At 37.7% G+C, this 18,329-nt stretch carries 15 protein-coding genes; 10 read left to right on the top strand and 5 right to left on the bottom strand.

Going from position 1 to position 18,329, the window contains the following annotated elements:
• Positions 1-28: 28 nt before the first annotated feature.
• A complete protein-coding gene (gene ushA / locus I6E69_RS03180) occupies positions 29-1,660 on the top strand; it encodes a bifunctional UDP-sugar hydrolase/5'-nucleotidase UshA (protein WP_197120628.1) in 1,632 nt (543 codons plus the stop codon).
• Between the two features lie 29 nt (positions 1,661-1,689).
• Here ushA and I6E69_RS03175 read toward each other — a convergent pair whose 3' ends face one another.
• Positions 1,690-2,634 carry a hypothetical protein gene (locus I6E69_RS03175; RefSeq protein WP_197120627.1) on the bottom strand — a complete coding sequence of 315 codons (945 nt, stop codon included), beginning with the start codon at positions 2,632-2,634 and terminating at the stop codon, positions 1,690-1,692.
• Positions 2,627-3,493, bottom strand: coding sequence for a hypothetical protein (locus I6E69_RS03170; protein WP_182712369.1), 867 nt, complete (start codon positions 3,491-3,493; stop codon positions 2,627-2,629). The genes I6E69_RS03175 and I6E69_RS03170 overlap by 8 nt, the downstream gene beginning before the upstream one ends.
• 251 nt (positions 3,494-3,744) lie before the next feature.
• Between I6E69_RS03170 and I6E69_RS03165 the strand changes: the two genes are divergently transcribed.
• The 3 genes from I6E69_RS03165 to I6E69_RS03155 all read left to right on the top strand — a co-directional run bounded on the left by I6E69_RS03165 (position 3,745) and on the right by I6E69_RS03155 (position 11,339).
• Positions 3,745-4,599, top strand: a complete 855-nt coding sequence (locus I6E69_RS03165) for a S1/P1 nuclease (protein ID WP_024594577.1) — start codon at positions 3,745-3,747, stop codon at positions 4,597-4,599.
• Positions 4,600-4,642: 43 nt separating this feature from the next.
• Entirely contained in the window at positions 4,643-7,849 is a 3,207-nt protein-coding gene (locus I6E69_RS03160) for a TonB-dependent receptor (RefSeq protein ID WP_197120626.1), read from the top strand.
• 349 nt (positions 7,850-8,198) lie between these two features.
• A complete protein-coding gene (locus I6E69_RS03155) occupies positions 8,199-11,339 on the top strand; it encodes a TonB-dependent receptor (protein ID WP_197120625.1) in 3,141 nt (1,046 codons plus the stop codon).
• Positions 11,340-11,391: 52 nt separating this feature from the next.
• On the opposite strand, the gene I6E69_RS03150 is transcribed toward I6E69_RS03155, so the two are convergent.
• Entirely contained in the window at positions 11,392-11,823 is a 432-nt protein-coding gene (locus tag I6E69_RS03150; protein ID WP_197120624.1) for a MarR family winged helix-turn-helix transcriptional regulator, read from the bottom strand.
• Between the two features lie 150 nt (positions 11,824-11,973).
• Here I6E69_RS03150 and hmgA point away from each other — a divergent pair, with 150 nt between their 5' ends.
• Both hmgA and maiA read left to right on the top strand, forming a co-directional pair.
• A complete protein-coding gene (hmgA, locus tag I6E69_RS03145; RefSeq protein ID WP_197120623.1) occupies positions 11,974-13,275 on the top strand; it encodes a homogentisate 1,2-dioxygenase in 1,302 nt (433 codons plus the stop codon).
• A 2-nt stretch (positions 13,276-13,277) separates the two neighbouring features.
• Positions 13,278-13,907: a maleylacetoacetate isomerase gene (maiA, locus tag I6E69_RS03140; RefSeq protein ID WP_197120622.1), complete on the top strand. Its 630-nt coding sequence runs from the start codon at positions 13,278-13,280 to the stop codon at positions 13,905-13,907.
• A gap of 13 nt (positions 13,908-13,920) precedes the next feature.
• Here the strand turns inward: maiA and I6E69_RS03135 are convergent, their stop codons facing one another.
• Positions 13,921-14,154 carry a TIGR02647 family protein gene (locus I6E69_RS03135; protein ID WP_007582405.1) on the bottom strand — a complete coding sequence of 78 codons (234 nt, stop codon included), beginning with the start codon at positions 14,152-14,154 and terminating at the stop codon, positions 13,921-13,923.
• Positions 14,155-14,292: 138 nt separating this feature from the next.
• Between I6E69_RS03135 and I6E69_RS03130 the strand changes: the two genes are divergently transcribed.
• Positions 14,293-14,595 carry a DUF1496 domain-containing protein gene (locus tag I6E69_RS03130; protein WP_076925657.1) on the top strand — a complete coding sequence of 101 codons (303 nt, stop codon included), beginning with the start codon at positions 14,293-14,295 and terminating at the stop codon, positions 14,593-14,595.
• A gap of 54 nt (positions 14,596-14,649) precedes the next feature.
• On the top strand, positions 14,650-14,958 hold the full coding sequence (locus tag I6E69_RS03125; protein ID WP_024591820.1) for a VF530 family DNA-binding protein: 309 nt from the start codon (positions 14,650-14,652) through the stop codon (positions 14,956-14,958).
• A 50-nt stretch (positions 14,959-15,008) separates the two neighbouring features.
• Here the strand turns inward: I6E69_RS03125 and I6E69_RS03120 are convergent, their stop codons facing one another.
• Positions 15,009-16,628 (bottom strand): diacylglycerol kinase family protein, encoded by a 1,620-nt coding sequence (locus tag I6E69_RS03120; RefSeq protein WP_197120621.1) that lies wholly within the window; start codon positions 16,626-16,628, stop codon positions 15,009-15,011.
• Between the two features lie 348 nt (positions 16,629-16,976).
• Between I6E69_RS03120 and I6E69_RS03115 the strand changes: the two genes are divergently transcribed.
• Both I6E69_RS03115 and I6E69_RS03110 read left to right on the top strand, forming a co-directional pair.
• On the top strand, positions 16,977-17,507 hold the full coding sequence (locus I6E69_RS03115; protein WP_193227144.1) for a sigma-70 family RNA polymerase sigma factor: 531 nt from the start codon (positions 16,977-16,979) through the stop codon (positions 17,505-17,507).
• Positions 17,504-18,187 (top strand): anti-sigma factor, encoded by a 684-nt coding sequence (locus I6E69_RS03110; protein WP_197120620.1) that lies wholly within the window; start codon positions 17,504-17,506, stop codon positions 18,185-18,187. Before I6E69_RS03115 ends, I6E69_RS03110 begins: the two co-directional genes overlap by 4 nt.
• Positions 18,188-18,329: the final 142 nt, after the last annotated feature.

The raw sequence follows: 18,329 nt of genomic DNA, 5'->3' as shown, positions 1-18,329 counted from the left end.
TAAGTAGACCTTAATCCATAGGTATTTTATGCGTATAATTATTTTATTTTCGATTATTTTTAGTGTACTTGGATGCACATCTCCTGCTCCTGAATCAACCTCTAACAGTACTCCTACTGAATATTTAACTGTTCTTCATACTAATGATAATCACGGCCGTTTTTGGCAAAACGAAAAAGGCGAATACGGTATGGCCGCTCGCAAAACGTTAATTGACTCTTTACGTAATGACGCCCAAAAGCAAGGTCATGCCGTTTTACTTCTCTCTGGTGGTGACATTAATACCGGTATTCCTGAGTCAGATTTACAAAAAGCAGAACCTGACTTTAAAGGTATGTCGCTGATTGGTTATGATGCAATGGCATTAGGTAATCACGAATTCGATAACCCTATTGATGTTTTGAAGCAACAGCAAAAATGGGTGAACTTTCCTTTTCTATCAGCCAATATATTTGAAAAAGAATCAGGCGAACATGCGTTTGATAGCTATAAAATATTCAAAAAAAATGGCTTAACTATTGCTGTTATTGGATTAACAACAACAGACACAGCTAAAATTGGTAATCCTCAGTATATTGGCCACTTAGAGTTTAAAGACCCTGTTGATGTTACCGCAAAACTAGCTAAAGAAATAAAAGCTAAGTACAACCCTGACATTACCATTGCGCTGACTCATATGGGTCATTATGTTGATGCTAGCTTTGGCATTAATGCACCAGGTGATGTAACACTTGCTCGCTCACTTCCAGCAAACACACTTGATATGATCATTGGCGGTCACTCACAAGAGCCTGTGTGTATGAGTGATACAAATGTAAATGACGATAACTTTCAACCTGGCCTTGCCTGTAAACCAGACCAGCAAAACGGTACTTACATTATGCAAGCCCATGAATGGGGTAAGTATGTTGGTAAAGCTGAGTTTAAGCTTGAAAACGGAAAATTAACGTTACTAGACTACAAACTCATGCCTGTTAATTTGTATGTAGATAAAGTTCAAGCTGATGGCTCTACTAAAGCAGTATTAGCAAACGAGTACATTAAACCAGACCCTAAACTTGAATCTTATTTAGCGGTATACCAAGCTAAAGGCGCTAAACAAATTGAAGGTACCATTGGTGAAGTAGATGCTCGCTTAGAAGGTGACAGAAACAAAGTTCGTTACCAACAAACAAACCTTGCACGTGTAATTATTCAAGCTCAAATGGATGTAGTAAATGCAGACTTTGGATTAATAAGTGGCGGTGGTATTCGCAGCTCAATAGAGGCTGGTAAAGTAAGCTATAAAGATATTTTAAAAGTACATCCTTTTAAAAACCGCATTACTTATATGGATTGGCAAGGCAGTGATTTATGGGATTACTTAAATACAGTAACGAGCTTCCCACCGGATGCTGGTGCTTATTTGCAATACCATAAAATATCGTTTGAGCGTAAAAATAACCAGTTGGTTAATGTTTTGATCAATGGCGAACCGCTTAATAAAAATAAAACATACAGAATGAGTCTAAATAGCTATAACGCATCAGGCGGTGATGGTTATCCTACGCTTACAAATAAAAAAGGCTTTGTAAGTACAGACGAAACAGATGCTAAAGCACTTCAAGATTTTATATCAAAAAATAGCCCTCTCAAAGCGGCTGAATTTACCCCTAAATAACCTCTAAGAATAAGAGGAAAGTAATCTAGTTACTTTCCTCTTATTTCAATGTTACCTTTTTTAATATTTACCAGCCCATAACTATGCAAACGAGAACGAGAGCCTTCTCCATAGGCTTTAGGTGGGTAATATAACTCTTTTTCTTCAGGACACTCACTAAGTACTTCATCTAATGCCGCACGTATCTCACTCAAGGTTTTTTCTAGGCTATTATTAAAATTAGGCCTTTTTCTAACCGTATGACCAAGCTCTACCAACCTATAAAAATACTTGTTAGCGAGCTCTAGAAGCTCCTCTGGTACATCTTTATTATGACTAAGCGCTACATCATCGTTATTTGTACAATACTCTACAAGTGCTAAATAAAAGCATAATGGCTTATTGGCTAAACCCAATTTTTGCTCTGCATTACAACTACTTGATAGTGTTTTATCGTTAAGATCAACTATAAGCATCAGCGGCGTAGACTCTGTAATTGACTGATGCTGTGCATTATTAAACTGCTTATTACTTTGTTTAATAAACGCAAACTTTACCCAAAAACTAATCAACACACTTAATACTAAAAATATAAAATAGTAAATAAAATGGCTTAATGTAAAGTGGGTTTGCTGAACGTTAAATACAACTAATACAGGTCCGTTATTAGTGCTCAAACTACGTGTTATTTGGTGTAAGTTTACAGGTGCTAGCATTTCGCCTTTTGGTGCAATAGCAACAACTTTAAGCCCACTCATATTAATGTAGCTATTTAAGGTTTTAATGTAGCTATTAACCGCATCTTTATTCCCCGAATGCTTTAGCAGTTCATTTGATAAATCAAGTAATGGTAAGTCGAGTGCAATTTGCCTTTCTATCTGCGTTATTTTTTGTTTAGTTACTTGCTGGCTTTTTTGAATTACAGAAATGTAAAACACAGAAGATAAAGTTAAAAATAAGCATAGTAAAACAAGTAGTTGTTTATATTTACTCATCACTAACTTCCTCTTTTAAGTTTACTGAGCTAGTACCACAACTCCAAAACGATTGTGCATTTTGATAATAATGCAAACTTTGATCTTTAGACATATCAAGCAAATTTGCCTGTACTGCACATAATAAATCAGTATTGTTTTGCTGCATTTTTAAATACCATCTTGTTCCAGTAATATTATTACTCAAAGGCGTAATATAGTTTTTTGAAAAACGTTTTTCGTCACTCTCTTTCCAAAACGAAGCAATAATATCTACTTTTCCGTCGGCGAGTAAATCGCGTAATTCGTTATGAGAACTAGCATAAGTGATTTTCAAATTAGCTAAATTTATATCCAGTTCTTTAAACATTTGCTTTGGTAAAATATGCCCTGATCGGCTGGTAGGATAATCAAGCAAACCTATGCGTTTATCTAAAAAATATTGTTTAGTAATTCGAGGTTTTTCTTTAGAAGATATAAAAAAAGCCGTGTAGTCAGAAAAACCAACTACGGGTTGGTAGTTATAGGTCGACTCCGCTTTAAATGCAGCCATAATATTACTTTTAGCCAAGATTAGGTCAGCAATTCCTTTACCAACAAACTCAAAGCTATCTGCCGTTCTATATCCCCAATACCCTTTTACCGAGCCATATTGCTTAGCTACTACGTTATCAGAGCATAACTTTTGTGTTAATAACTTGGCTATTTTTTTTGATTGTGTAAAAACAATTAATTGGCCTTTATTACTTGTAGCAGTTGTTTGACACTCTGTTGAGGTTTCGATCATAACCGGAAAATGTAAATCATCATTGTATACACTAACTTGACCGCAAACCCACGTAACAACCAATAATAGAAACAAAAATGTAACAATTAACATTTTGTGCAACACAATATTTTTATAATTCAAAGCAATGCCACCCAAAAATAGACGATATAGTGTATTTGAACAATTTCGCTTACCTATTACAACAAGTAATTTTACCTGTTAAATATAAGATACTGATTTTTAACGCAATTGAATAAGAAACTATGAATTTTAATAAGTCCTTTCTATCAACGTTAAAAATGAGGACAATTGACCGCATTAGCTTATAGCAACCCCATGAAATATTCATTTAGGAAGTTTTAATGCATAACAATATAAAGTACTCGATATCTTCTGCGCTTTTGATTAGTGCGATATTCACAAGCACTAACTCACACGCTTGGGGTCAAAATGGCCACCGTATTGTAGGGCAGATTGCACAATCTCATATAAGCGAAACAACTAAAGCAGCAATTAAACCTTATTTAGATGGTGAGTCACTTGCGCAAATATCAACCTGGCCTGATGAAATGCGCTCTGCTCCTGGCGACTTTTGGCAAAAGAAATCATCTCGTTGGCATTACATTAACGCAGCCCCAGGAAAATCTTTCAGCTTCAATCACGATCATACTAAAAACAAAGAATCTGTAAGTAATATCCTAGAAGGCATTCACTATTCAATGCAAACACTCACTGATAAAAATAGCACCTTAGATGCTAAACAGTTCAGTTTGCGTTTTTTAGTGCATTTAGTAGGCGACAGTCATCAGCCATTTCATGCCGGTCGAGGTGAAGACAGAGGTGGTAACCGTATTAAGGTTTCATTTTTTAACGAAGAAACAAATCTTCACAGCCTTTGGGATACAAAGTTAGTTGAGAACGAGAACTTGTCGTTTACTGAATACGCTCAATTTATTGATACAAATAACAGCGAATTAATTGCTGAGTATTTACAAAGCTCACCTAAAACTTGGGTTGAAGAATCACACAATTTAGCAACAAAAATTTATAAGTACACCAACGACGAAGTTGGGTACAGCTACATTTATAACAACACTCCAATTGTAAAAACACGCCTACAACAAGCGGGTATTCGACTAGCTGGACTATTAAACGCCTTATTTGACCCTTCTGCAAAAGAGTTAGATACGGCACTAAAAATGACGACTGATAAATAAACAGTATTAAATTTATATAACCTACACACGGGAAATCAACATTATGACTAAGCTTCGCCTTTCGAAATTAACTGGAGCGGTAATTTTAGCTCTAGGTGTTTCTACAAGCGCAATGGCTGCTGATACTTCATCTGCAATGCGTGGTAAAATTACGACGCCTTCAGGTGGCAGTGCTGCAAACGTTAAAATCAAAGTAGTTCACCAACCAACGGGAACTATTAGCGAACTAACTACAAACGAAAGTGGTACGTTTATCGCTAATGGCTTACGTGTAGGTGGTCCTTACATGGTTATCATCGATTCTGATAAGTTTAATGATACAACTGTTGAAAATATCTATCTAAATCTGGGTGAAACTTATCGTTTAAGCTCGCAGCTTGCTCCGCTAAACATCGAAAAGATTGAAGTGTCTGGTTATAAAATCGTTCAACAATCAGGTGGCTCTAGCAGTACATTTGGCTCTGATACTATTGAGAACATGCCAAGCTTTAACCGCGACATTAAAGATATTGCGCGTTTAAATCCACTCGCCAGCATTAATGGTAGTGGTGAGCTAACGTTTGCAGGTAGTAACCCGCGTACCAACGGCTTAACTGTTGACGGTATTGGTCAAAATGATGACTTTGGTTTAAGTTACGGTGGCTACCCTACTTCGCAACCACCTGTAGCACTTGATGCAATTGAGCAAATTTCTGTTGATGTATCTCCGTTCTCAGCTTCTAAAGGTAACTTTGGGGGAGGTACCATTAATGCAGTAACAAAATCAGGTACTAATGAGTTTAAATTTTCTGGCTTTTATGAAATATCTACGCCAGATATTGCAGGTGATGTAGATAGTATTTCTCAAGTATATGCTGATGGTAGCCCGGTTTTAGATGAAGATGGACACCGTACATACGTTATTGATCAGGTAGAACCAATTCAAACTGAGAAACGTTATGGCTTTAATGTTGGCGGCCCATTAATCGACGATACTTTGTTTTACTTTGTTAACTACAACAAATGGACAAGTGAACTTGATTTAGATTACGGTTTTGAAGGCTCTGGTGCAACGAATGAATATGATGTAACAGAAGAAAGCTACAACCAATTTATTAATATTTTAAATAATGAATACGGCTTAACCGATTCTCTAGGTGGTGACCCTAAAGATACAAACGAATCATTGCTTGTTAAATTAAGTTGGAATATTAATGATGATCATCGTTTAGATTTCACTTACCAATGGCAAGACGATAAAGACGAAACAAATGTCGGCACTGGCGGTAGTACAGTAAGCTTAGCGTCAAGCCGTTATACTTACGCTACTAAATTCAATAATTTTGCGACAAAATTATATTCAGACTGGAATGAAAACTTCTCAACTGAAATTGGTATCGCTTACAAAGATGTATCATCAAGAAGCTTAACTAACTCTGATATTGGCTTTGTGAAAGTTGAAGAGTACTTCCGTGGTCCAGCTTATGAGTTTGGTACAGATGAATTCCGCCATGCAAATAGCTCATCGACTGAAAACTTAACGCTTACTTTCGATGCCACTTACTTAATGGATGAGCACGAAATTAACTTTGGTATGCAGTATGAATCGCTAAATTTATATAACTTATTTGCATCTAACTCATTAGGTTCTTGGGAATTTGATGACTTCGAAGGTTTTGCAAACCGTGAAGTGGGTAACTTTAGAGGTACATACGACTTTTCTTACAGTAACGCGTACACAAATAACCCAAATGACACTGCATACGATGCGACACGTAACCAATTAGCACTTTATATCGAAGACACTTTTTATGTTGGTGATGATTTAGAAGTAACAGCTGGCGTTCGTTATGAGCGTTTATCATCAGACGATAAACCAACTTTAAACGAAAACTTTTTAAACACTTACGGCTTTAGCAATCAAGAGAATCTTGATGGTTTAGATATAATTTTACCGCGTATTGGCTTTAAATATTATGCAACTGAAGCATTAACCATTAATGGTGGTATAGGTCGATTCCAAGGTGGTATTCCAAACGTTTGGTACAATAACTCTTTCCAAAATGACGGTATTACATTTGTTGAAGCACCTCAAAGCGCTATTAATGATTATTACGCCAATAACCAAGCCGATATTACGCAAGTACCTGACGCTATTAAAAACACGTTAGTCCAAGGTGCCGGTAGCACAAACTATGTTGACCCTGATTTTGAGCTTCCATCAAGCATTAGAGCTCAAGTTGGTTTTGAATACGAGTTTGACTCAGAACTACTTGGAGAAGGCTTCAAATGGCAGGCTGAAATTGCTTACCATAAAAAAGAAAACGAAGCTGTATGGCATAACACTGCTTTAAACCCAATTGGTGTTGCTGCTGATGGTGAGCGTGTAATTAACGAAAGTATTTATACTGGCGACCTTGCTGATAACTTTGACATTGCAATGACTAATTCATCTGACGATGGACGTTCAATCATTATCTCTACCGGCATTGCAAAAGAATTTGAAAATGGCCTGTATGTTTCTGCAAGTTATGCACACCAAGACGTAACTGAGGCCTCATCGGGTTCATCTTCTCGTGCTCAAAGTAACTACCAATACAATATTACACGTAACCGCAATGAAGACTTTGCAGATCGTGGTTCATACGAAGTAGAGCACAGCTTTAAAATAAACCTAGCGTATAACACTGAATTTTTCAGTGGCTATGCTACTAAGTTTAACGTGTATTTTGAACGCCGCTCTGGCCGTCCATTTAGCTACACTATGGGCATGTATCAAGATAGTGACTTAGGTGACACACGCGACTTTTACTCAAGCTCTGCTTACCTAGCTTACATTCCAACTGGCGCTAATGATCCAAATGTAAATTGGGATGAGTCTGGTTTATCTTGGAATGAATTAGAAACGCTTCTAAATCGTGCTGGTATCTCAGAACGTGGTGAAATTTTAGGCCGTAACTCAGGAACTCAACCTTGGGTTACTACAATGGACGTTAGCATTAAGCAAGAAATACCTGGCTTTGCGGAAGGTCACACTGGTGAGGTTTATCTAATGATTGATAATTTCGCAAACCTTCTAAACAGCGATTGGGGTGTAGAAAAACGTTTAGGTTACTCTAACCAAACTATTTATGACTTTGGTGGTCTTGATGATCAAGGCAGATATAAAATAGACAACAGCTTTGGCGGTGCGGATGTGCGTAATTACTCGCAAATCAGTTCATCGTCATCGGCTTGGCAAGCTAAAGTTGGTATTAGTTACAAGTTTTAAGTCTTAAGTCTTAAAAACAATACAAATGACTTGTTAAGTTATTTGTAAGTTACAATAGACCCATTGCAAATTTGTAATGGGTTTTTTTATTTTACCCCTACAATTTCACATGTTTGTCATAAAGCCCACGTAATATATACCCCGATATAGAGTTATTGCTCAAAAAAACACTCAAATAGACAAATATATTACTATTTATTAAAAATATATTGCAGTTGTATTTTATTTGTAACGAATAAATAAGGTACACTAGTAACGGATTTTGAATAAATGAACTTCAACTGTTTATTTTACAAAATTTTAAAATAAAAATATAAAAATTTAATTAATAACTACACGGGAAAATTAAATGAAAACTCAATTACGCAAAACAGCTCTTTCACTTGCTATTGCAGCATGTGTTGGTGTAAGTGGCGCTGCAATGGCTAACGAAACGACCTCTGCAATTAAAGGTCAAGTAATGGGGCCTAACGGTAACCCAGCAGCCGGCACTAAAGTAACAATTTTACACGTGCCTTCTGGATCAGTAAAAACAACTGAAGTAAATGACGCTGGTTACTTTACAGCTAAAGGTCTTCGTGTTGGCGGTCCTTATAAAGTAGTTGTAGATTCAGATGTATACGCAGACCAAGAATTTAATAACATTATTCTTAACATTGGTAACGACTACCCAGTAAACGTTTCTCTTGAGTCACAATCAAGCATGGAACAAATTGTAGTTTCTGGCGCACCAATTAGCTCTATGTCTGGTGGTACTGGTCCAGCTTCTACATTTACGCTAACAGATCTTGAAAATACTCCAGCTATTAACCGTGATTTAAAAGATATTATTCGTATCGACCCGCGTATCACAATTGATGACAGCCGTGGTTCAATTAACTGTGGTGGTGGTAACCCTCGTTATAACAGCTTAACGCTAGACGGCGTTCGCATGAACGATAACTTCGGCTTAAGCTCAAATGGTTACCCTACTATTCGCGCCCCTTTCTCTTTTGATTCAATTGAACAAGTTTCAGCTGAACTTGCACCTTTTGACGTTCAATACGGTGGTTTTACATCGTGTAACATCAACGCTGTAACCAAATCTGGTGGCAACGATGTTCATGGCGCTGTTTTCTACGATTACACAAGCGACTCGTTCAAGGGTGATAAAATTGAAGGTGATGACGTTGATAACGGTAACTATACTGAAAAACGTTACGGCTTCAATGTAGGTCTTCCACTAATTGAAGATAAACTATTTTTATTCACTTCGTATGAAAAACTTGAAGGCGTTCAACAGTTTAACTACGATGGTTTAAGCAGTGGCAGTGTAACTGCTGATGATATCTCGCGTATCACAAGCATTGCTCAAACTGTATATGGTTACGATGTAGGCGGCATGCCTTCAAGTATGCCTGTTGAAGATGAAAAAATCTTAGTTAAACTAGATTGGAACATCAACGAAGATCACCGTGCAAACTTAATCTATAACTACAACGATGGTAATACTGTTTCACAGTCTGATACTGGCTCTAGCCGTGTATCACTATCTAACCACTTTTATGACCAAAGTGCAGAATTCACTTCAATCATTGCATCTGTTTACTCTGATTGGTCAGATGACTTCTCTACTGAAGTTCGTATTGGTAAGTCTGAGCTAGATGCAACAGTACAATCACTAGATGCAGCAAGCAGTTTTGGTGAAATGCAAATTAGTACTGATAACGGTGGTACAGTTTACATTGGCCCAGATGACTCACGCCAATCAAATGATTTAGATTACGATACTACTACGTTTAAAGTAGCTGGTACTTATTACCTTGACCAACATACTATTACTGCTGGTTATGAGTTTGAAGAACTAGATGTATTTAACTTATTCGTACAACAAACTGAAGGCGAATACCGTTTTTACAACGATCGAGATGCAGGCATAACTGGTGTAGATTTATTTGAACAAGGTATCGCAAACGCTGTTTACTACAATAATGCTGCCGGTACTAATGATCCTAACGATGCAGCTGCAAGCTTTTCGTACGCTCAGCATACATTTTACGTGCAAGACGAGTATTCATTCACTGATTTAGATGCAAACATCACGTTTGGTCTACGTTATGACAAATATACAAGTGATGACGTACCTAACTTCAACCAAAACTTTACTGACCGTTATGGCTACAGTAACCAAAGCACGTTTGACGGTATCGATTTAATTCAACCACGTGTTGGCTTCCAGTGGTATGCAACAGACGAGCTAGAAGTACGCGCAGGTGTTGGTTTATTCTCTGGTGGTAACCCAAATGTTTGGTTATCTAACTCGTACTCTAACGATGGTATTACAAACATCGGTACTTACCGTAGCTCGGTTGATTTATTCAATACGCCAAACGTAAATGGCGGTACGCCTGGTTTTGAAGTACCACAAGACATGTTTGATGAAGTTGCTAACACCGTAATCGGCTCAGGTGATTCACAAACAAACGCTGTTGACCCAGACTTTGAAATCCCATCAGAGTGGAAATACTCACTTGGTGCAACGTACACAACTGAAAACGAGTACGTAATCTCTCTTGATTACTTATATTCGAAGAAGAAAGACGCTGCATTAATGCGTGACATCGCACTTCAAGATACAGGTACAACTACGTTTGATGGTCGTCCTATTTACGAATCAATTGAAGGTCGTGAAAGCGAATACTTACTAACAAATGTAAGTGGTGATAGCGGTGATTCATCTGTTATCTCATTAGCGGTTAGCAAGATGTTTGATAATGGTGTAAGCGTTAACTTTGGTTATGCATACACAGATTCTGATGATGTTAACCCAATGACTAGCTCTGTAGCTGGTTCAAACTACGGTAACATTGCCCTAACTGATCCAGGTAACCCAGGTGTTGCTTCATCTGATTACGAAATTCCACATCGCTTTACTATGACTCTTGGTTATACTCATGAGTTTGTTGATGGTTTTGCTACTCGCTTTAACTTATTTGGTGAAGCATATAAAGGCTTACCATACAGCTACACGTTTGATGGAAGTGATGGTGCTTTTGGTGACAAAAACTGGAATGGCAGCCGCCAATTACTGTATGTTCCACTTGAAAACGATCCTAACGTTGTTTACGACATGAGTGCTGCTGATATCAATGAATTCAATGATTTTATCGCATCAAATGGCTTAGAACGTGGTCAAACGACTAGTCGTAACGCAGAAAACTCTGATTGGTTTGTTAAGTTTAACTTTAAGTTAACTCAAGAGCTTCCTGGTTTTATGGAAGGTCACAAAGGTGAAGCATTCTTCGTAATTGATAACCTTACTAACCTGTTAAACGATGATTGGGGCGTACTTAAGAAAGGTCCTTTCGTAGGTGCTAGCATGATCGAAACATCAATTGATGATCAAGGTCGTTACGTTTACTCAGGCTTTAACGGAAATAATGCAAATACATCTGTACAATCAGATGCATCTGTATGGCAAATGCGTGTAGGTCTTCGTTACACTTTCTAATTTAGAACTGTAACCTAAAACATCTTTTAAAAGCCCACTTTGGTGGGCTTTTTTATGCCTTTAATTTGTTATTTAACTTTTCAAGTATACTCACTAGCACCTCGTATTCTTCGTTGGTTAAAGTGCTCAGTAATTGTTTTTCCCAATTTAGTGCATCGGGTGTTATTTGCTCATATAAGCTTTGACCTGCTTGGCTCAGCACAAGTAATGCTGCGCGTTTGTCTTGCTTATTTAATTCACTTCTCACTAAGCCTCTATCTATTAGTACTTTTACCGCGCGCGACACTGTCGATTTATCCATATTTGCTTGTGTGCATAAATCCTTTGCGTTGCTTTGCCCATACTGCGCTAAATTAGCAAGTATTCGCCACTGGGGAATATTTAAACCGTACTTAGTTTGATAAACCTCCGCAAAGTCCTTACTTACATGTGTTGCTATATTCGTTAATTGATAAGGTAAAAACGTTGCTAAATCCATTTTCATTTTTGGTTATCCCAGTTTTGTAAGGTTTACTTTGGTGTTCATTAATATTTACGCAGGTGCATAGTTGCACATTTGATATTAGTCTCACTTGAGAGTATCTTAACTGAAATAAAAATAATATTAAACCAACCCCTCTCACAGGAGTCAGTAATGGCGACACAATTAAGTTATATGACCGGTTTTTGTAATGAATTTGAAACACAAGCGCTACCTGGTGCATTACCAATAGGACAATTTAGCCCGCAAAAGGTTAAATACGATTTATACACCGAACAATTTAGTTCGACTGCATTTACGGCTCCGCGTGCTTCAAATCGTCGCACTTGGTTTTACCGCCTTCGTCCATCGGTAGTGCAAGGTGATTATCAAGCAATTGATAACGGCTTAATAAGAACAGCCCCAATTACTGAAGCCATAACACCACCAACAATGCTACGTTGGAACCCTATTGATATACCTTTACAACCTACTGATTTTATTGATGGGTTAGTAACTATGGCAGCTAATGGCAGTGCTAATGGGCAATCGGGTATTGGTATTCATGTATATGTCGCTAATCAGTCAATGCAAGGTCGTTATTTTTGCAATGCCGATGGCGAAATGCTGTTTGTCCCTCAGCAAGGTGAGCTATTAATTCACACCGAGTGCGGTAAGTTAAGCATTAAACCAGGTGAAATTGCTGTAATTCCCAGAGGAATTAAGTTCTCTGTTGATTTAATTGACGATACAGCCCGTGGTTATATTTGTGAAAATTACGGCCATGCGTTAGAGCTTCCAGAGCGAGGACCTGTTGGTGCCAATGGTTATGCCAACGACAGAGACTTTCAATATCCCGTTGCTGCCTTTGAAGATAAAGAAGGCGACTTAGAGCTTGTTTCTAAATTTAACGGTAATTTATTTAGTTGTGAAATAACACACTCACCTTTTGATGTTGTTGCATGGACGGGTAATAGCTCCCCCTATAAATACGACTTATCGCGTTTTAATGTAATGAATACAGTGAGCTTTGATCACCCCGACCCATCTATATTCACTGTGCTAACCTCTCCTTCGGCTACTGAGGGTATGGCAAATGTCGATTTTGTGATATTTCCACCGCGTTGGATGGTAGCCGAAAATACATTCCGCCCGCCGTACTACCACCGTAACATTATGAGCGAATTTATGGGCTTGATTGAGGGTGTATATGATGCAAAAGAGCATGGTTTTGTACCTGGTGGCGCAAGTTTACACAATTGTATGTCGCCACATGGACCTGAAGCCGACGTATTTGAAAAAGCCTCAAACGCTGAGCTTACACCACAAAAATACGAAAACACATTGGCCTTTATGTTTGAGTCGCGCTATATAATTTCACCGACAAAATATGCACTAGAAGGTAAAGAACGCCAACCAAATTACACCGATTGCTGGCGTACTATAAAAAAACAATTTACAGGTGCAGAGGATTAGTTATGAAATTATACAGCTACTTTCGCTCATCAGCGGCTTATAGAGTGCGTATAGCGCTTAACTTAAAAGTAATCGATCATGAACTTGCTATTGTTAACCTTTTAAAATCGGAGCAGCTTGGGGAGGAATACTTAGCAACTAATCCCCAAGGGTTACTACCTGCACTTGAAACCGATGATGGTGTTTTAGCGCAATCGCTTGCAATACTGGAATGGCTTGATGAAACTTATCCGCAATCGCCATTAATTACAGGGACTGCGTGGCAAAAGTCGCAAATAAGAAATTTAAGCTTTGCCATTGCCTGTGATATTCATCCTGTTAATAATTTACGCGTGCTGAAGTATTTATCAAGCGAATTAGGTGTTAATGACGAGGCTAAAAATAAGTGGTATCGACATTGGATAGAAGTTGGTTTTGAAAAAATAGAACTGATGCTAAACAAAAATGATGACTACTGTTTTGGTAACCAACCAACACTTGCTGACATTTGTTTAGTGCCGCAAGTATTTAATGCACTTCGTTTTAACGTAAATATGAACGTTTATCCAAAAATTGCAGCCACTTACGAACATTGTAATAAATTAGCTGCATTTAATGATGCTGCACCGCAAAATCAACCCGATGCAAATTAAGCTAGTTTAGTAATTAACTTTGTAGCGCGCTATGAATAACCGTAATATGCTCAATTAAATCTAAGCCCAGATCAGTTAAATATCCGCCATCTGGGCTATCTATAATCCCTTTTTCAAATAAACGTTGCGCTGCACTAAGTAAGCTTGGTTCTGCGTCTGAGTGTAATTTAATACCCTGCATTTTACTGTCGCGAGGAAATTTTGCTAATAGTGTGAATTCTTCGATCATTGTTTGATTAAATTGCATTGTGTGCACCTTTTTATTTGAATCTAAGTTGTTCTGTGTGTAACTAAGTTTATAATTAAAATCACTTTGTGTACTTTACACTAGCACGTTTTTTAGCTTAATGTATTATTTTTAACCCACCCTATTTAAAGGCCTCTAATGCGTAATTTTTTAGTTATATGCTTTTGTTTTAGCAGCTTATCGTATTCAATACTCAGTGAAGCAACAACTCTTAAAACCCATTCAATTATTGATGCAAACCAGCTTGTAAGCGAAGGGTCTAGTTGCTGGTACGACAACAAACGCTATAGCGAAGGGGCATTAATACAAATTCACTCATTTACACTTTTGTGCGGTGCTAAAACACCCCAGCACAGTAACAGCCAACTCATTTGGCTTAAAATAGATAAACAAGGTAACGCTATTTACCCAACAGCTCCTAAAACAATCACTGTGAATTAGCGCTAAAAGCTGATTTGAGCTACAATGCACGCAGTTTAAATAAGTAGTATGGCTATGAATAATCAACCTAAAAACCCTTTACATGGGGTCACGTTAGAACAAATACTTGTTGAGTTAGAACAGCGACTTGGCTGGAGAACACTTGGCGAACAAGTAAAAATTAAATGTTTTACTGATCAACCTAGCATTAAATCGAGTTTAAAGTTTTTGCGTAAAACGCCTTGGGCTCGCGATAAAGTGGAAGCACTTTACATTCACACTATTAATAACAAACCTATTCGTAGACCAAAAAGTGCACCGAGAGAAACATCTTCTCAAGCGCCGGATACAACAGGGTTTGTTTGGCCATCAATTAAAAAATGATGTAAAAAAGGAGCTAATTTAGCTCCTTTTTTGATTGTAATTAGCGCGATTTATTGCTCTTTGCAAATCACTTTTAATGAGGCCGGCTCAATAGTAATAACGAGTTTGTGAGCAGTTTTAATTTCACCATCAAGTACGTATTTAAGCTCACCTTCGCCTGTAACCTCGACTCTTTTAGCATTTGTATGGTGTGAGTTTATAGCTAAATGTGTTTGCGTTAAGCTGCTAAACATTAGCTCTGCAATACTCAATACTGTGGTTGAGTTTTCGTCATTTGGTGTTAGCCAATTTACATCAAGAAGCCCGTCACTATGATCTGGCTGCCCACCACCTTGAGCCAATAACGTTGTAAAAGGCGCAGCGTTAGCCACAATAAAGCTATTTGTGCATATTTCTTTGGGCTCATTATCGTCGAGTTTTACATTAAGTAGCTGTGATTTTTGCTCGCCAAAAGCTTCAAAAAAACCATTTAAATAGGCAAGTTGTCCCGATTTATTTTTTGACTCTCTATCTGCTTTTTCAATCATTGATTGCTCAAAACCAATACCTGCTAATAAAAGTACTAATTCATTATTACAATAAGCCGTATCTATTGTGCTTGTTTGACCATCTATAATTAGGTCACAGGCTTGTTCTACTGGAATAAACTTAGAGCTTATACCCATTAATACATGCGCAAGTGCGTTTGCAGTCCCCATTGGGATGATTCCTAGCTTACATTGTGTATTTACAAGTACGCTTGCAACTTCGGCCACCGTACCATCTCCCCCGCATGCGATAATAATATCCGGCTTTTGCGCAATTTCCTGTTTAGCCAGCTCAATACCGTTAACTTCTTTTGTAGTAGTGAGTACTTTCAGATCGTAATAGTCCGATAGCCGCGCAACAATTAAGTGCTCTTTTTCTTCCCATAATCGTGTACCAGATACAGGGTTTGCAATTAAAACGGCTTTGTTTTTAATCAGTAATTCGCCTTTTTTATGTCGCTTAGCTAAATGGCGAAGTTGATGCTTATTTAAATTTGCGGTTTCGCGGGTTTCTTTTATTTGTGCAAGCACTTCATGTACATCTGCATTTTTATTTTGACTCAATAAATAAGCCGCCATAACAAAAACTGAACGCCCACGCCCTAAAGCGCAATGAACGACTACGCGATGGTTTTCTTTAACATGGTGATGTATCCAATTAATAGCCTGATTTAACTGAGAATGGGTAGGAATACTATGATCGAGCACCGGAATGTTTAAATAATTAATATTCTCTTGTGTTGAACTCCACTCGAGTCCGTCGAATTCACACGTAACATCTAAAATCGCCGTAATCCCGTTATCTTTTAATGTGTCTATATCTGAGGGAAATAATCGGCAAGCTAAAAATAGGTTTTCGTTTATTTGTTGAATGGGCGGCACTTTATCGCGCTTACGTGACCAGGCATTATAAATTTGCACACCGAATAAAAATGGCACAAACGCCCACCGTATATAAAATGGGATCACCCCATTTTCACGCTTTCTAAATATTTTTGCTGTATTAAAAATATACGCGGTACTCACTAATAAAAGTGACAGCGCAGTCCAATAAAAAACAATAGCAAAATAGACAGAGTTCACTTCCCAACCAATAAAAATAAGCAGTAGTGCCAATAGTAAATAACTAATTGCAGCCCACATAGTCTCTCCTTTGTGAAAATAATGCCGATTTATAATCTTAATTTAAACGGCTTTAAGTAGTCTTTTGCAAATATCACGCCATATAAATGCCATTTAAAATTCAAACGCGAACAATAGGCCATTGATATCTATAGTAATTAATAAACTAAAATCTACTACAGACCGCTCTTTGTGCATTTTTTACAAACATGTGAATAAATTATACTTACACGTCTAAATCTTAAACACTGATCGGTTATTACTTGTACTAACGTATAAAGCAGCTAATCTAAAAGGCAATTAAATTTTTTGCATCCAAATCACACCCTCAACCGTTTACTCAATGATAATAAGAAAAACAGGACCCCTATGGATAACGATGATTTACTCCCTCTTTTGTGCGCAACAGCACAAGGAGACAAAAATGCTTTCTCAAGTTTATATCAACAAACTAGCGGCAAACTTTTTGCTATTAGCTTAAATATGCTCACTAACAGAGCTTATGCGGAAGAGGCACTACAAGACGCTTTTATAAAAATTTGGCATAACGCATCTGAATATAACGCCTCTAAAGGCACCGTTTTTAGTTGGATGATAAGTATAGTCAGATACAGAAGTCTTGACTCATTGCGCTATCACAAAGTACGAAAAGAGCAGTCGTTAGGCGATGACGAATATGAAAATGAAAATGAAAGTATCGACGTTAATTACGATGAAGAAACGAAACTGGTCAATTGTATCGAACAGCTTGAGCCGCAACAAAAACAAGCTATTCACTTAGCTTATTATAAGGGGCTGAGTCATAGCGAGTTAGTGGATCATATAGAAACGCCTTTAGGTACAGTTAAAAGCTGGATCAGGCGTGGGCTTATGCAGCTACAAAGGTGTTTAACATTATGAATTATAATAAACCCGAACTATTAGACGCGCTTGCTGGGCAGTACGTGCTTGGCACACTTAGAGGGCTTGCCCGTAAGCGTTTTCAGCGTCTGTTACTTAGCTCAAATCAAGCACGTGAAGCAAAAAATATGTGGGAGCAAAACCTAAACAACTTAGCGAGTGCTATTACACCGCAAACGCCACGTGACGATGTATGGGTAAATATACTACAGCGTATTGAACACAGACCACAAACAAGTAAAACAGTCATACATACCAAGCCTTCAATTTGGCGTACATGGTCTTTTGTGGCAACTGCCGCATGCATTGTTTTAGCCTTTTTGGTTATTCAGCCTAGTACCAATGTTATGCAAACTCAGCAAATTGCTTTGGTTCAAAATCAAGATAAACAATCATTGTGGTTTATTGATGTAAGCGAGCAAGGGCTCTCAATTAAAGCTAGCAGCCAATTGGTTGCTCAAACTAATAAAGATTATGAGCTGTGGATGATTTTAAAAGGTCAAGATGCACCTATTTCATTGGGTTTACTGCCCAAGCAAGGCAGTAAAATATTATTTAAAGATAACCGCTTTAACGCAAGTGATATCGCATTGTTAGCAGTAAGCTTAGAGCCTATTGGAGGCTCACCAAATGGCTCTCCCACTGAAGTGCTTTACACCACAGAGCTGGTACTTTTATAACCCGACTATTATGACCAAAGTTGGCTGCTTACACAAAGCAGCCAACCTACTTTTAAACTTTTTAACAAAAAATAAAATAATTTAACTTTTTTGCATCCAATTTAAATCCCGCCCCGTTATTAGCTATGACTTCAATCAAAAC

The sequence above is a fragment of the Pseudoalteromonas sp. NZS100 genome (genome assembly GCF_015864815.1).
Classification (GTDB): domain Bacteria; phylum Pseudomonadota; class Gammaproteobacteria; order Enterobacterales; family Alteromonadaceae; genus Pseudoalteromonas; species Pseudoalteromonas distincta.
Note: the sequence above shows the minus strand (reverse complement) of the source record. Positions and strands in the feature narration are given on the sequence as shown.

What these genes read in the sequence shown, in the direction of transcription:
- ushA (WP_197120628.1), top strand. Translation starts at nt 29, where the DNA reads ATGCGTATAATTATTTTATTTTCGATTATTTTTAGTGTACTTGGATGC.
- I6E69_RS03175 (WP_197120627.1), bottom strand. Translation starts at nt 2,634, where the DNA reads ATGAGTAAATATAAACAACTACTTGTTTTACTATGCTTATTTTTAACT.
- I6E69_RS03170 (WP_182712369.1), bottom strand. Translation starts at nt 3,493, where the DNA reads ATGTTAATTGTTACATTTTTGTTTCTATTATTGGTTGTTACGTGGGTT.
- I6E69_RS03165 (WP_024594577.1), top strand. Translation starts at nt 3,745, where the DNA reads ATGCATAACAATATAAAGTACTCGATATCTTCTGCGCTTTTGATTAGT.
- I6E69_RS03160 (WP_197120626.1), top strand. Translation starts at nt 4,643, where the DNA reads ATGACTAAGCTTCGCCTTTCGAAATTAACTGGAGCGGTAATTTTAGCT.
- I6E69_RS03155 (WP_197120625.1), top strand. Translation starts at nt 8,199, where the DNA reads ATGAAAACTCAATTACGCAAAACAGCTCTTTCACTTGCTATTGCAGCA.
- I6E69_RS03150 (WP_197120624.1), bottom strand. Translation starts at nt 11,823, where the DNA reads ATGAAAATGGATTTAGCAACGTTTTTACCTTATCAATTAACGAATATA.
- hmgA (WP_197120623.1), top strand. Translation starts at nt 11,974, where the DNA reads ATGGCGACACAATTAAGTTATATGACCGGTTTTTGTAATGAATTTGAA.
- maiA (WP_197120622.1), top strand. Translation starts at nt 13,278, where the DNA reads ATGAAATTATACAGCTACTTTCGCTCATCAGCGGCTTATAGAGTGCGT.
- I6E69_RS03135 (WP_007582405.1), bottom strand. Translation starts at nt 14,154, where the DNA reads ATGCAATTTAATCAAACAATGATCGAAGAATTCACACTATTAGCAAAA.
- I6E69_RS03130 (WP_076925657.1), top strand. Translation starts at nt 14,293, where the DNA reads ATGCGTAATTTTTTAGTTATATGCTTTTGTTTTAGCAGCTTATCGTAT.
- I6E69_RS03125 (WP_024591820.1), top strand. Translation starts at nt 14,650, where the DNA reads ATGAATAATCAACCTAAAAACCCTTTACATGGGGTCACGTTAGAACAA.
- I6E69_RS03120 (WP_197120621.1), bottom strand. Translation starts at nt 16,628, where the DNA reads ATGTGGGCTGCAATTAGTTATTTACTATTGGCACTACTGCTTATTTTT.
- I6E69_RS03115 (WP_193227144.1), top strand. Translation starts at nt 16,977, where the DNA reads ATGGATAACGATGATTTACTCCCTCTTTTGTGCGCAACAGCACAAGGA.
- I6E69_RS03110 (WP_197120620.1), top strand. Translation starts at nt 17,504, where the DNA reads ATGAATTATAATAAACCCGAACTATTAGACGCGCTTGCTGGGCAGTAC.